The following is a 13,155-nucleotide window of genomic DNA, read 5'->3' as shown; positions in this document are numbered from 1 at the left end:
TTTCAAATCGTCAAGCTAAGCTTGGCGTCCATGAGCACGCCCCTGACACCTCCGACGACGATCATCCCCGGTGCGACATCCCCTGCCGCCGCCGCGGCCCCGCCTGTTGCGACCGCCTTGCCGGGATTGCGCAGCTTTGCCGCCATTCTTGCCGTTTTGCTCGGCGCCGTCATATCGACCCTGACGTCGCGTATCACCTCCCTCGGCCTGGCGGACGTCCGGGGTGCGCTGGGCATCGGGTTCGACGAAGGTGCGTGGATCAATACCGCCTTTACGGCATCGCAGATGTTTGTCGGGCCGCTCGCGATCATGGCCGCGTACGTGTTCGGCACGCGCCGCGTGCTGCTCACCGGGGCGTCGATCTTTGTCGTCGTCGAAAGTCTGCTGCCGCTGAGTCCGAACTACGCGACGTTTATCCTGCTTCAAACGCTCGCAGGCCTGTCGTCGGGCGTGTTCGTTCCATTGACCGTCGGCTTTGTGGTGAAGACGCTGCCGCCGCGCCTGATTCCGTTCGGCATCGCGGCCTATGCGATGAACCTCGAAATGTCGCTGAACCTGTCGGCGACGCTCGAAGGCTGGTATAGCGAGAACCTGAGCTGGAGGTGGCTCTTCTGGCAAAACGCTGCGCTCGCGTTTCCTTTTATTCTCTGCCTGCTGATGTCGCTGTCCGACGAACCCATCAAGCGGCTCGCGGCCGGCTTCGACTACCTCGGCATGATTCTCGGGGCCGCCGGTTTCACGCTGCTGTGCATCGCGCTGGATCAGGGCGAGCGGCTCTTCTGGATTCAATCACCGCTGATCACCGGGTTGCTCGCGGCCAGCGTGGTCGTGCTCGCGGCCTTCTTCGTACGCGAATTGCTCGCGCGCAAGCCCGGCATCTCACTCGGCTATCTGGGCAAGACCAATATCGTGATGCTGCTCGTGCTCGTCGGCATCGTGCGTTTCATGGTGCTCAACACGAGCTTTATCCCGTCGCTGTTTCTCGCTACGACCTATGGCCTGAGGCCGCTGCAGGTCGGCGACACATTGCGCTGGGTAGCGTTTCCGCAATTGCTGTTCGCGCCGTGCGTCGCGTACCTGCTGCTGCGCATGGATGCGCGGCACGCCGTGATGATCGGCTTTGCGACGATCGCACTCGCATTCGGGCTCGCAACGCCGCTTGCCTCGGTGTGGGCCGAGCCGAACTTCATCCCTTCGCAATTGCTTCAGGCGCTCGGGCAGACGATGGCATTGACCTCGATTATTTTCTTTCTCGGCAAGCACGTGACAGCCGAGCACGCGTTGACCTTCGGTGCGATCGTTCAGACCACACGCCTGTTCAGCGGCCAGCTCGGCACCACGTCGCTTGCGGTTACACAACGGCTTGCGGAAAACACCCATTCGAATCTGCTGGGCGTTCATGTCAGCGTATCCGATCCGGTTACGCTTCAGCGATTGGCCGGCAGTGCGGCCTCGCTGGTCGCACACGGCGCGAGTGTCTCGACGAGCCATACGATGGCGTATGGCGTGATCGATCGCGTCGTGCGCGTGCAGTCGACGACGCTGGCCCTGGCCGACAACTATCGGCTCGCCGTCGTCTGCGCGGTCTGCGGGGTGGTGATCGCGATGCTGCTGCGTCCCGCGCCGACCCCTCCGCGTCCGATCCCTCCGCGTCCGACGCCTTAGCGTCCGATCTGACGAAGCGACTTGCCGGACATCAGGTTTTCTTCGATGCGTTCAAGCGGAACATCGCTTGTCTCGGGCACAAAGTACAACGTGAAGAAAATGAAGAGCGCATTCAACGCGGCATAGAGCCAGAACGTCTGCGCGTGGCCCAGCGAATTGAGCAGCGTCAGGAATGTCGCGCCCACGACCGTATTGGCGACCCAGTTCGTGAACGTCGACACGGCGATGCCGAAATCGCGCCCCTTGATCGGCTGAATTTCCGAGCACAGGATCCAGATGACCGGGCCGGCCGACATCGCAAACCCCGCGATAAAGATCAGCAACATCGCGACGGCAATGACTTGTTCGGTTGGTGTCTTGATACCGGCTTGCAAGAGCCATGCGAGCGCGCCCATCCCGACCGTCATGACCGAAAAGCCCGAGATCAGGATCGGGCGACGGCCCCAGCGATCGACGAACAGAATGGCGATGAACGTCGCCAGGACATTGACCGCACCGACGATGACCGTGCCCCACAACTGAGCCGTGTGACCGCTATATCCCGCGATGCCGAAAATGCGCGGCGCGTAATACATGACCACATTGATGCCGGTCAATTGCTGCACGACCTGAAGCGCAATACCCATCATGACCGAGCGCCGGAAGTTGCCGCTACGGCGCAGCAATGAAAAGCCCTCGTCCTTGACTTCAAGCTGCTTCGAGATGTCCTTCATCTCCTGCTCGACGGTCTTGTCATCGGGCCGCAGCATGCGAAGCACGACACGGGCCTCGTCGTTGCGCCCCTTCATCATGAGCCAGCGCGGGCTGCGCGGCAACGTGAGCACGCCGAGCAGAAACAACACTGCGGGGATCGACACGACACCCAGCATCCAGCGCCACGAGCCGCTTGCCGAGAAAGCCGTGTCCGACAGGAACGCGACGAGAATGCCGACCGTGATCATGAGTTGATACGTCGACACCATCGCGCCGCGCACGTGCCCCGGCGCGACTTCCGACAGATAGAGCGGCGCCGTGAACGTGGCGATCCCGACCGCCACGCCAAGAATCAGGCGCGCGCCGATCAGCAGCTCGGTGTTCGGTGCATAGGCGCAGAGCAATGATCCGGCGATAAACAATGCGGCACCCAGCAGCAATGAATACTTGCGTCCGAGGTGGAACGACAGCCAGCCGGCGACGAGCGCACCGATCGCCGCGCCGACCATCATCGAACTGACGATCCACTCCTGTGTGTGATCGTCGACGTGAAAGTCCTTGGCGATAAACGGCAATGCACCGGCAATCACGCCGATATCGAGACCGAATAACAGGCCGGCCAGTGCGGCCATCGCGGAGGTCACCCACACGCGAGTGCGGCTATACGTGTGAGGTGTTGCGTGAGAATGCGAAACGGAAGCCATCAAAAACTCCTGCCAATGCGATATATGGGGCACGTTGTCGACAATGCGTCGGGATCAACAGTGTCGCGATATGCGTTTTCACTCCGCGCACGCACGCGCCCCACGAATGAATCAAAATCGTCTTCTTCGATACGGCTCAATAAACATGCTCAAGGAAGATGCCCGAGTTAATACCACAGCAGGCCGTGTCACGCAGTTCACCGTACATGGCTGATCGTCTCGCACGGCACGACATCGCTGATGGCACAGCAATCGACGTGCCGCATCGATGTGCAATTCGGGAGAACGGAGAGGGACGGCCGACACAATCGGGGAAACAGGCATCGGCATGCGCCGTTAAAACCGGCATCCTTGTCGTATTCGGAGGCGGAATACGCGTTATTTCGAATAGGAAAATTCCGAAGACGGAATCGAAATTAGAGCGCGCATTTTTTTATCCATGACCGGCAAGTGCATGCGCGCGTCGTATCATGCGGTGTTCGCGCTCGTGGCGTGACGTACTTGTTCGCTTGTTGGCCTACTTTTTTGGACCACCTCATCGGCCCATCGCATGTCGCCAGTTGCCATCGTTCCATCGCTCCTCACGTTCATGCGCCCTCGCACGCGGCAGGCTTCGACACCTCGGGTGTCGCCGCTGCTGACCCTGTTGTCGACGCTGCTGCTCGGTACCGCCCTGTCAGGTTGCTCATGGCTCATGCCGTTCAGCCCTGCTCCCCGGCACGTCGACGTGGCCGAGCCCTTCCCGCTGCAGCACTACGATCAGAACGTCGATCATTGGATCGATCCGTCTTCGGCTGACTACGACAAGCCGCTGTTGTCGGATGCCAATCAGCGCGCGCAGTACGATGCGCTGCTCGCGCGCTATTTCGGCACGGGTCCGCAGGATCCGTCGCCATGGAACCCTCAGTTCGTCACGGCAGCGATCTACCGGCATGGCGGTGACGATATTGCGGCACTGCAGCGACGCCGCATCGCACATTTCGACAACCGGATGCAGGACGCGAGACATCGCGGCTACGGACAGAATCTGCGCGAGCACGACGTGACCTGGATCGACGCGATCTCGGCCAATATCGACGTCGGCCAGTTCTCGCGCAATGCCGGTTACGCGGCAGTGCGGCGCGCAATCGCGACCGACAATGCGCTGGTGCGCAGCCTGCCCACGGCCGATCCGTTCTTCTACGACAGCAAGATCGCGGGCGAAGGCTATCCGTTCGACAATCTGCAGATCTCGTCAATCCGCCCCGGCACACCGTTGTATGTGCTCGGCGCATCGGTCGATGGCGAATGGCGGTATGTCCAGACGACTGAGGTTCAGGGGTGGATACCGAGCAAGGACGTCGGTTTTGTCGATGAGGCGTTCATCTCGCGCTGGAGAAGCGCGGCAAAGCAAAGTCTCGGTGCTGTCGTCGCTGCGTCGGTGCCCGTGCGTGACAGCAATGGCGTGTTCCGCTTTGCGGCGCCGGCCGGAACTGTGCTGCCGATCGCGTCGCGCGATGCATCGGGTACGGAAGTGCTGGTCCCTGTTCAGGATGCCGAGCAGCACGCGACGATACGCATGGCACGTTTGCCAGCCGGTGAGCAGGCGATCATACCGATGCCCTGGGTCGCCACGCCGCGACACTTCGCCATGCTGATGAAGTCGTTGATCGGCCGACCCTATGGCTGGGGCAATACGGGGTTCTACAACGATTGCTCGTCGGAGCTACAGAGCATCTATACCGCGTTCGGCGTGTGGCTGCCGCGTCATTCGTCGAATCAGATGACCGCGGGCACGCATGTGGACCTGACCTCGCGCACGCCGGCTGAACGCATCGCCTGGCTCTCGCAACATGGCGTGCCGCTGCGCACGATCATCTATATCGGCGGGCACGTGATGCTGTATCTCGGCAATACGACGCGCGACGATCACGTTGTACCGGTCGTTTATCAGGACATCTGGGGTCTGCGCCCCGCGCAGAACACGCGGCGCGCAATCATTGGCGGATCGGTGATCATGCCGCTGACACTCGAGATCCCCGAAGACCCGGACCTCCGCTCGCTCGCAGCCGGCCCCGTGTTCGAAGTCACGACGATCGACGGCCCCGTTCCGCCGGGTTTCAATCCGGAGAGTGGAGACGATCCGGCCAGCTGAGCTTATGCAGTCCGGGCAGCAGAGTCACGGGCCGCAGAGTTTCGGCGCAGCGGGGGCTTGTCTGTCGTGGCGACGGTCGACTTGCGCGGACGGCCGCCCTTCTTGCCGTTTTCGCGAGCCGCCGCCGCTTTCGCTGGCGATTTCGCCGAACCCAATCCACGTGCGATCTCGGCCATCCACGCCTTCGTGCCGAAAATGCCTTTCAGAAACGAAGGGGCATAGATCCAGGCATCGATCTTCGGAAAATAGATTGCCCGTCCTCCCCCCCACACTTCCACCCTCGACAGGCCCGCTGCAGTCGGGAACTCGGGCAACAGCGTGAACTCCTGAATGAGGCCGACCGGAACTGCAACCGTCACCCCGTTGTCGTATTCGACCTCGATCTTGTGGCTTGCACGTCGGTAGCGCGCCGATACCGCACAGGGTCCCTCCGCGGCGTCCGCACGATCTGCCTTCTCGAGGTCGCGTTTAGTGATAGCCATGCATCTTTCTCCATACCGTACATAAGCGCCGGATTTCCGGGCTGATGTCGTTAATGAGCCTTCGGACGACGGTGATCAATACCTTGCCGCGTCTCCGACGAACCTCAAGCGGTCCGTCAGGGCAGTTCAAGTCAAATACCACCTCTCCGTCAGATCCGATGACGTGGATATGCGGAGGTCGATGATCGTCGGAATAGATCATCACAGAGTAACCCTGTGTTCTGAACTGTGTTGGCATGTCGATCATATCCCATTGTTGGGTTTTTGATCGACTATCGGCTCCCGTACGAAAATGGGCTTCCAGAAACCGCTCACTATTTCAGGAAGCAAGTTTCCGGAAGCCCATTCTCTCTACTGACATGCGTGTCTCAACGCGTAGTCGCGTCGTATTCGTCCGTGCTCCGACTGTCGCTCAAACAGCCGGGTTCGCTTCGTTGAGTTGCGACATCAGCTCCGCGATGCGTTGCTTCAGGACGGTGTTCTCTTCCGTCAGTGATGCAACGCGGGCGCGAAGCTGTGCGACCTCGGCCGAGGATGCAGTTTCGGGACTGGCCTCCCAGGGTGCGACGCCGTCCGCCGTTGTTGCCGTCGAATCTGTTGAGGCGTTCGCTCCTGCGTCGTCGGCCCTGGGTGCGCGCCGCGTTGGCGTCTTGGACGCGCGGACGCGTCGTGCGGCCTCGCGTAATTCCTTTCTGCCACCTGCGACCGCCGCGATCTGTTCGTCTTCGGGCAGCGAGGCGACTGCTGCTGCGGCGTTGATCGAGATCGTGCCCAATTTGACTGCGGCTACGAGTTCAGGCGCCGCAGCCTTCTGAATCTTTTCGATGTGGCTGACCGTTGTGCTACTGATGCGTGCCTCGCGTGCGATCGCTTCACGGCTTTTGATGGCCGGGCGCGAACGCGATTCGCCGCTACCCGATGCACCCGCGGCGGCGCCATGCTCGCCGCCTGCGCCGTCGGCGTTACCGGTGCCAGGGCGACTGTCCTGTGCCGAGGTCCCACCTGCGCCGTCGATGCCCGTGCTGTCCGGCCCGGTATTGCCGTCCGCGTCGCCCGATGCCGCGCGCAAGGCCATGATCTCCTTCTTGCGCAACGCCAGCACGCCGCGCTGGAAGTCCGATACGCTGCGGCGACCGAGGTGGTTGTCGATCATCCACAGATGCACATCGTCGATCGTTTCGAAACGCGTGTTCTGCACGGTCTGGAACTGCAGATCGTGCTTCTTGCAGATCGTGTAGCGGTTGTGGCCGTCGACCAGCAAGTCGCCCCACAGGACGAGCGCATCGCGGCACCCTTCGGCGAGCAGGCTGCGCTCGAGCGCGGAAAATTCGTCTTCGGTCAGCGGATCGATATACGCGCGAAGTTCTTCATTGATCCGGATATCCATCCAGCTTCGAGTCCTGAGTCGGTTGCAAATGGCGCACGTACTGCGCAAGCGGACCGGGATTCTCGCAGAACTCGTCGAAGAACGCGACTACCCACCGCCCTCCGGCTGAACCGTCGCTGAGCGCAACGCCCGGCGCGGCAAGCGAAATCCCGCCCGCCCACAAATACCTTACGAGCGTTAAAATCGTGCCAGTTTCACCGTGGCGAAGCCGTCTGACTCCCCTTCCGAGACTTTCCGACACTCCTGCCCGCATGCGACCGATACGCCTGAATTCGCGTCATCTGAACCTCGGCGGCGAAATCGCCGTCAACTTTGTGCTGCCCTGGCTCGTCTATCACTGGACGGAACCGTACTGGGGCACGAGTGGCGCGCTCATTGCGTCGAGCGTGCCGCCGACGCTCTGGAGCATCGGGCAATGGCTCCAGCACCGGCGCGTCGATGCCGTGAGCATCATCATCCTCGCCGGTATCGTGCTGTCGATCCTTGCTACGGCACTCGGCGGCAGCCCGAAAATGCTGCTGATGCGCGAATCGCTGATCAGCGGTGTCGTGGGCCTTGCGTTCCTGCTCTCGATGTTCGGTCGCCGCCCGATGATGTTCTATCTGGCTCGGGCCACCCTCGTGCGCCAGAACGCCGACCACGCAACGAAATTCGATCAGGTCGCGATCCGCGAGAACGGACGCTGTGCACCGTGGCTCGTGACGATGAATGCTGCGTGGGGAGCGGGCCTCGTGTTCGAGGCCGCGATCAAAGTGACGCTGATCGAAACGCTGACACCGGGGCAAGTGCTGCTGATCAGTCCGTGGGTTTCGTACGGGACCTATGGCCTGCTGGGCATGTGGACATGGTGGTATCGCAAGCGGATCATCCGCTTCTACTCGGCGAAGCTCGCCGATGTCCCTGTGCCGAAGAATGTGATCTGGGACAGCCCGCGAACCGACACCGAAGGCGGCGCGGGCTAGTCCCTTTCGCTCTTTCGTCTCCTGAAGTCGGACGTCCGACCGTCTTTCGTCGCTCGGCGTTCAACGTTCAACTTCCCGCCAACGACTTTTCTTTAACGAGCCTTTACCGAGCCAATACCGGCAAGGCCAGTCCCTTGCCATCGAACACGTGGCACACGCTGGCCGGCACGCCGAGCGCGATCCGGTCGCCGACCGCCTGCGTCGCATCGCCGGGCAGCTTCGCGATCATTGGCTCGTTGTGTTCGCTCTCCAGATGCACATACGAGTGCTCGCCAAGCCGCTCGACGAGCCGCACTTGCCGCGTGATCGTCTGGCGGGCATCCGGCGCCGCCGCGCTGCCCGCGTCGGGCACAAAATGCTCTGGACGAATGCCGAGTGTCACCGCAGCGCCGTTGCCGACGCCCGCGCCGTCGACGGCCGCACGGATCGATTCGCCGCTACGCAGCCGCACCACGACGCCCTGTGCGTCCACCGAGGCCACCGTACCTTCGATAAAGTTCATCTTCGGCGAGCCGATAAAGCCCGCGACAAACTTGCTGCGCGGACGGTGATACAGCTCGAGCGGCGCGCCGACCTGCGCGATGCTGCCGAACTGCTCGGTGTCCTTGCCGCTGTGAAGCAGCACGATCTTGTCGGCGAGCGCCATGGCTTCGATCTGATCGTGCGTCACGTAGATTGCGCTGGCCTGACTGAATTCCTTGTGGATACGCGCGATCTCCGTGCGCGTCTGCACACGCAGCGCGGCGTCGAGATTCGACAGCGGTTCGTCGAACAGGAACACGCCCGGCTCGCGCACGATCGCGCGGCCGATCGCCACACGCTGACGCTGACCGCCCGAGAGCGCCTTGGGCTTGCGATCGAGCAAAGGCTCCAGCTCGAGAATGCGCGCCGCTTCACCGATCCGTTGATTGATGTAGTCGACGGGCTTCTTCGCCTGCTTGAGCCCGAACGCCAGGTTCTCGCGCACCGTCATATGCGGATACAGCGCGTAGTTCTGGAACACCATGGCGACTTTGCGGCGCGACGGCGGCACGAGGTTCATCGTCTGGCCACCGATCTTCAGGTCGCCCGCCGTGATCGTTTCCAACCCTGCGACCATGCGCAGCAGCGTCGACTTGCCGCAACCCGACGGCCCGAGAAACACGCAGAACTCCGAGTTGTCGATCTGCAGATTGACGTCCCGGATCACCGGTGCGTTCGTTCCGTAGGACTTGTAGACGTTCGTCAATGAAATGCTAGCCATGATGCTTGCCTGTCTCCCTCGCCGCGTCGGCTGCGCGGCCTGTGTTGTCGTATTGCGTCGCGACTATCGCGCTGCCCACAAGAGTCCGCGCAGCGTGATCTCGCGCACGGGCTCGACGTCGAAGTCCGTGTTCACGTGGCCGAGGGCCGAATAGAACACGCGGCCGCTGCCCCAGCGGCGCTTCCACACGACGGGCATCACCGCGCCCTTGATCCAGGGCACGTTGTCGTTGACGAATGCACCGTCGAACGTCGTCGTCGCGAGCACTTCGTTGCTCGGATCGATATGCATGTAGTACTGCTCGGACTTGACTGCGAACTCGCCGAAACCGGCCATGATCGGGTCGCCCGGCTGCGTGACCTGGACCGTGTAGTCGATCACGTTGCCCGGGTGCGCGACCCACTGCCCGCCGACCATGAACTGATACGCGGGGCTTGCGCGGAACGAATCGCCCGCACCGCCGTGCCACCCGCCAAAGCCGATACCGCTCGACACCGCGGCCAGCAGGTTCTCTTCGTGCGCCTTCGTGATCTCGCCCATCGTGAAGTTGTTGACGATCAGGTCCTGCTGCATCAGCAGATCCTTGTCGAGATACGCGTCGAGGTCTTCACGCACCGTCGTCTCGAAGCCGTTTTCTTCGAGAAGCGCCGCGAAGCGCGCGGTCGTTTCCTTGGGCTGGTGCCCCGTCCAGCCACCCGACACAAGCAGGGCTTTGCGACGATTCTCAGACATTCATGGACTCCACATTCGCGGCGAACGGCTCGCTCGCCATTGGCAAAGGTTTATCGACTTGCGTTTCGATCGCGACGGTGCGCCGCTGGGCGGCCGCATCGAGCGTGGCCTGCATGACTTCGAGCACGTGCAGCGCGAGTTCGCCGTTGGCACGATGCTCGCGGCCGTTTGCGATGGCTTCAGCCATATCGGCCACGCCGAGGCCGCGTGTGTTTTCCGCGTAGGGATGCGTAAGCGCGACCTCTTCCCATTCGCTTTCGCGGCGCTTGATCCGCACGACTCCGCCAAATGTATTCGGGTCCGGCACACTCAGGCTGCCCGTCGTCCCATAGATCTCGATGCGCGGCAGATTCGCGCCCCAGACATCGAAGCTCGTCACGATCGTGCCAATTGCACCGTTGGCGAAGCCGAGTTGCGACGCGATATGCGTCGGCGTATTCACCTGAATCGTTTCGCCGCGCTTCGGTTCGCTCGTGATCGTGCGCTCGGCATACGTCGCGCGCGCCATGCCCGAGACGTGTTCGATCGGGCCGATCAGGTTGATCAGCGCGCTCAGGTAGTACGGCCCCATGTCGAACATCGGGCCCGCGCCCGGCTGGTAATAGAACGCCGGGTTCGGATGCCAACGCTCGTGCCCCGGCGTCGTCATAAAGGCGCTCGCCGCGATCGGATCGCCGATTTCGCCGGCTTCGATCAGTGCGCGGCAGGTTTGCAACCCGGCTCCGAGCACCGTATCTGGCGCGCTCCCCACGCGCAGGCCGTTTGCGCGCGCGGTGTCGACAACGCGGCGTCCATCCTTCACCGTCAGCGCAAGCGGCTTTTCGCCATACACGTGCTTGCCCGATTCCAGCGCGCGCAAGGCGATCGCTGCATGCGACTCGGGTGTCGTGAGGTTCAGGATCAGATCGACTTCAGGGTCGTCGAACACCTGATCCAGCGGAATGGCGCGTGCGATACCGTATTTTTCTGCATGCGCCCTGGCGCGATCCGAATCGAGATCGCTGACGCCGACGACGCGCAATGCCGCGAACTTGGGCATCGTCTTCAGATAGATATCGCTGATATTGCCGCACCCGACTACGGCCACACGCAAGGGAAGCTGCTTAACCGACATGCTGGATGCCTCAGACCTTAAAAAGTGCGCGACGGCGATGCCGGGCGACGAAAAGAGAGGGATGGCACCGGGTCGACGCGGGTGTCATCGAGGTGCGCGCGCACGCGCGCCCGGCGATGGCGTCTCGCGCCGGAGACATGCGCCCGGCATTGGCGGCGCAAGCCGTGCGCGCGTGCGGTGGTCAGATGAAAGCGGCACATGATCAGCCCTTGACCGAACCGGCCATCATGCCCTTGATGATGCGCTCCTGACCGAACGCGTAGGCGATCACGAGCGGCAGCGACGTCAACGTGATCACCGCGAGCATCATCGGAATGTTCGACGCGTACTGGCTCTGGAAGTCCCAGATCGCGAGCGGCAACGTCCGGTGCTGGGGCGTCGATGTCAGCACGTAGGCGAAGATGAACTCGTTCCACATCATGATGCCGTTGAAGATCGCGACCGTCGCGAGCCCCGGTCCCGAGAGCGGGAAAAAGATCGTCCAGAAAATCTTGAACGGACCACAGCCATCGAGCTGCGCAGCTTCCTCGAGCTCCTTCGGAATCTGACGCATGAATTCCGTCAGGATGAAGATCGACACTGGCAACGCAAACGCGATATACGGCCCCATCAACGCCGCAGTCGTGTCGTAGAGTCCCATCGTCTTGGTCATCAGGTAGATCGGCACGAGCGTCACGTGGACGGGCACGATCAGCGCCGCAACGACAAAGCCGAACAAGGGCTTGGACAGCTTGAACTGAATCCGTGCGAACGCAAACGACGCCATCGAGCTCACGATCACGATGACCGTCGTCGAGACGATCACCACGAGCAGCGAGTTGAACAGGTAGTGATAGAACGTCGCATTGCCGAGCAGCATGCCGTAGTTCTCGAATGCCCAGCGCTTGGGCAGCTCCCACGAGGCCGTCGACATATAGTCGCTCTGGTCCTTCAGGCTCGTGAAGATGAGAAACAGGAACGGCGTTGCTGTGACGAACAGCCAGAAGATCGCGAGCACGGCGATCACGACGCCGCCGATCGTAATGCGACGCCCTGCCGGAGCGGCTTCGACCGTCGTCGCCATGGAGTTGGCAGAAGAAGCACGCATCTCAGACCTCGGTTTCAAAACGTTTGGACAGACGCAAGCCGATGCTTGCGGCGAGCACGACGATCACGAACATGCCCGACGCGATTGCGCTGCCATAGCCAAGCTGGAACGAGCTGAACACCTGCCGATACATATACGTCGCCATCAGTTCCGACGAGCCGTCCGGCCCGCCCGCGGTCATCACGAACACAAGGTCGAAATAGCGCAGCGATCCGATGATCACGAGCATGACCGCCGTGCGGATCGTCCCGGCCAGATACGGCAACGTGATACGGAAGAAGATCGTCCACTCGTTGGCGCCGTCGAGCACCGCTGCTTCGCGCAGCTCACCCGGCATCGATGCCAGGCCGGCGAGGAACAGGATCATGTAGAACGGAATGCTTTGCCAGCAGACCACCGCTGCAGTCGAGATCAGCGACCAGTGCGGATCGCCAAGCCAGTCCACGGCGAAGTTGCCGAGTCCGATCGCGTTCAGCACGGTATTCAGCGGTCCGAAATTCGGATCGTAAAAATTTTTGAACAACACACCCACTGCCACCGACGACATCAGCAGCGGCAGGAAGTAAATGATCTTGAGGATCCGCGATCGCTTGCCCGCCTTGTCGAGCAGGACAGCGAGGCCCAGGCCGATCGGGATCTGAACCACGACCGACACGAATGCGAGGATGCAATTGTTCAGCAGCGCGCGCTGGAACATCGGGTCCTGCGCCATTGCGATCCAGTTGTCGAACCAGACGAATTTGGCGTTCTGCCCGAGGCCGTTCCAGTTCAGCAGCGACAGCCAGAAACTCGATAGCAGCGGGTAGATCAGATACGCGGAAAGCAGGACGACGGTAGGCAGCAGGAACAGCGCCGGAGCAACCCACGAGCGGTTCGGTGCGTCCGACGTCTGACCGGGAACGTACGGGAGGGGGGGCTGTTGCGAAACGGTCATCGGTGTCTCACGAACGGA

At 61.8% G+C, this 13,155-nt stretch carries 12 protein-coding genes; 3 read left to right on the top strand and 9 right to left on the bottom strand.

The window, feature by feature from the left end; all coding sequences use genetic code 11:
* Positions 1 to 30 precede the first annotated feature (30 nt).
* A complete protein-coding gene (locus ACMFWR_RS18790; protein ID WP_413196209.1) occupies positions 31 to 1,665 on the top strand; it encodes an MFS transporter in 1,635 nt (544 codons plus the stop codon).
* On the opposite strand, the gene ACMFWR_RS18785 is transcribed toward ACMFWR_RS18790, so the two are convergent.
* Positions 1,662 to 3,062, bottom strand: a complete 1,401-nt coding sequence (locus ACMFWR_RS18785; RefSeq protein WP_413196208.1) for a sugar porter family MFS transporter — start codon at positions 3,060 to 3,062, stop codon at positions 1,662 to 1,664. The two genes, ACMFWR_RS18790 and ACMFWR_RS18785, sit on opposite strands and share 4 nt — an antisense overlap.
* Before the next feature lie 550 nt (positions 3,063 to 3,612).
* Between ACMFWR_RS18785 and ACMFWR_RS18780 the strand changes: the two genes are divergently transcribed.
* Positions 3,613 to 5,196 (top strand): SH3 domain-containing protein, encoded by a 1,584-nt coding sequence (locus tag ACMFWR_RS18780; protein WP_413196207.1) that lies wholly within the window; start codon positions 3,613 to 3,615, stop codon positions 5,194 to 5,196.
* A gap of 2 nt (positions 5,197 to 5,198) precedes the next feature.
* Here ACMFWR_RS18780 and ACMFWR_RS18775 read toward each other — a convergent pair whose 3' ends face one another.
* From ACMFWR_RS18775 to ACMFWR_RS18765, 3 genes are all read right to left on the bottom strand, one after another.
* Complete coding sequence (locus ACMFWR_RS18775; RefSeq protein WP_413196206.1) at positions 5,199 to 5,678, bottom strand: DUF2442 domain-containing protein; 480 nt, start codon at positions 5,676 to 5,678, stop codon at positions 5,199 to 5,201.
* Positions 5,665 to 5,880: a DUF4160 domain-containing protein gene (locus ACMFWR_RS18770; RefSeq protein WP_413197395.1), complete on the bottom strand. Its 216-nt coding sequence runs from the start codon at positions 5,878 to 5,880 to the stop codon at positions 5,665 to 5,667. Before ACMFWR_RS18770 ends, ACMFWR_RS18775 begins: the two co-directional genes overlap by 14 nt.
* 210 nt (positions 5,881 to 6,090) lie before the next feature.
* Positions 6,091 to 7,065, bottom strand: coding sequence for a hypothetical protein (locus ACMFWR_RS18765; RefSeq protein WP_413196205.1), 975 nt, complete (start codon positions 7,063 to 7,065; stop codon positions 6,091 to 6,093).
* Between the two features lie 251 nt (positions 7,066 to 7,316).
* On the opposite strand from ACMFWR_RS18765, the gene ACMFWR_RS18760 reads away from it, so the two are divergent.
* The gene (locus tag ACMFWR_RS18760; RefSeq protein WP_413196204.1) at positions 7,317 to 8,027 is read left to right on the top strand and encodes a VC0807 family protein; all 711 of its coding nucleotides are present in this window, start codon (positions 7,317 to 7,319) and stop codon (positions 8,025 to 8,027) included.
* A gap of 103 nt (positions 8,028 to 8,130) precedes the next feature.
* Here ACMFWR_RS18760 and ACMFWR_RS18755 read toward each other — a convergent pair whose 3' ends face one another.
* The 5 genes from ACMFWR_RS18755 to ACMFWR_RS18735 all read right to left on the bottom strand — a co-directional run bounded on the left by ACMFWR_RS18755 (position 8,131) and on the right by ACMFWR_RS18735 (position 13,137).
* A complete protein-coding gene (locus ACMFWR_RS18755) occupies positions 8,131 to 9,270 on the bottom strand; it encodes an ABC transporter ATP-binding protein (protein WP_413196203.1) in 1,140 nt (379 codons plus the stop codon).
* 63 nt (positions 9,271 to 9,333) lie between these two features.
* On the bottom strand, positions 9,334 to 10,002 hold the full coding sequence (locus tag ACMFWR_RS18750; protein ID WP_413196202.1) for a ThuA domain-containing protein: 669 nt from the start codon (positions 10,000 to 10,002) through the stop codon (positions 9,334 to 9,336).
* Entirely contained in the window at positions 9,995 to 11,116 is a 1,122-nt protein-coding gene (locus ACMFWR_RS18745) for a Gfo/Idh/MocA family protein (RefSeq protein WP_413196201.1), read from the bottom strand. Before ACMFWR_RS18745 ends, ACMFWR_RS18750 begins: the two co-directional genes overlap by 8 nt.
* A 202-nt stretch (positions 11,117 to 11,318) precedes the next feature.
* Entirely contained in the window at positions 11,319 to 12,203 is an 885-nt protein-coding gene (locus tag ACMFWR_RS18740) for a carbohydrate ABC transporter permease (protein ID WP_413196200.1), read from the bottom strand.
* Position 12,204: 1 nt separating this feature from the next.
* Complete coding sequence (locus ACMFWR_RS18735) at positions 12,205 to 13,137, bottom strand: carbohydrate ABC transporter permease (protein ID WP_413196199.1); 933 nt, start codon at positions 13,135 to 13,137, stop codon at positions 12,205 to 12,207.
* Positions 13,138 to 13,155: the final 18 nt, after the last annotated feature.

The sequence above is a fragment of the Pararobbsia alpina genome (genome assembly GCF_965118125.1).
GTDB lineage: Bacteria > Pseudomonadota > Gammaproteobacteria > Burkholderiales > Burkholderiaceae > Pararobbsia > Pararobbsia alpina_A.
This window is presented reverse-complemented; position numbering and strand designations above follow the sequence as displayed.

What these genes read in the sequence shown, in the direction of transcription:
- ACMFWR_RS18790 (WP_413196209.1), top strand. Translation starts at nt 31, where the DNA reads ATGAGCACGCCCCTGACACCTCCGACGACGATCATCCCCGGTGCGACA.
- ACMFWR_RS18785 (WP_413196208.1), bottom strand. Translation starts at nt 3,062, where the DNA reads ATGGCTTCCGTTTCGCATTCTCACGCAACACCTCACACGTATAGCCGC.
- ACMFWR_RS18780 (WP_413196207.1), top strand. Translation starts at nt 3,613, where the DNA reads ATGTCGCCAGTTGCCATCGTTCCATCGCTCCTCACGTTCATGCGCCCT.
- ACMFWR_RS18775 (WP_413196206.1), bottom strand. Translation starts at nt 5,678, where the DNA reads ATGGCTATCACTAAACGCGACCTCGAGAAGGCAGATCGTGCGGACGCC.
- ACMFWR_RS18770 (WP_413197395.1), bottom strand. Translation starts at nt 5,880, where the DNA reads ATGATCTATTCCGACGATCATCGACCTCCGCATATCCACGTCATCGGA.
- ACMFWR_RS18765 (WP_413196205.1), bottom strand. Translation starts at nt 7,065, where the DNA reads ATGGATATCCGGATCAATGAAGAACTTCGCGCGTATATCGATCCGCTG.
- ACMFWR_RS18760 (WP_413196204.1), top strand. Translation starts at nt 7,317, where the DNA reads ATGCGACCGATACGCCTGAATTCGCGTCATCTGAACCTCGGCGGCGAA.
- ACMFWR_RS18755 (WP_413196203.1), bottom strand. Translation starts at nt 9,270, where the DNA reads ATGGCTAGCATTTCATTGACGAACGTCTACAAGTCCTACGGAACGAAC.
- ACMFWR_RS18750 (WP_413196202.1), bottom strand. Translation starts at nt 10,002, where the DNA reads ATGTCTGAGAATCGTCGCAAAGCCCTGCTTGTGTCGGGTGGCTGGACG.
- ACMFWR_RS18745 (WP_413196201.1), bottom strand. Translation starts at nt 11,116, where the DNA reads ATGTCGGTTAAGCAGCTTCCCTTGCGTGTGGCCGTAGTCGGGTGCGGC.
- ACMFWR_RS18740 (WP_413196200.1), bottom strand. Translation starts at nt 12,203, where the DNA reads ATGCGTGCTTCTTCTGCCAACTCCATGGCGACGACGGTCGAAGCCGCT.
- ACMFWR_RS18735 (WP_413196199.1), bottom strand. Translation starts at nt 13,137, where the DNA reads ATGACCGTTTCGCAACAGCCCCCCCTCCCGTACGTTCCCGGTCAGACG.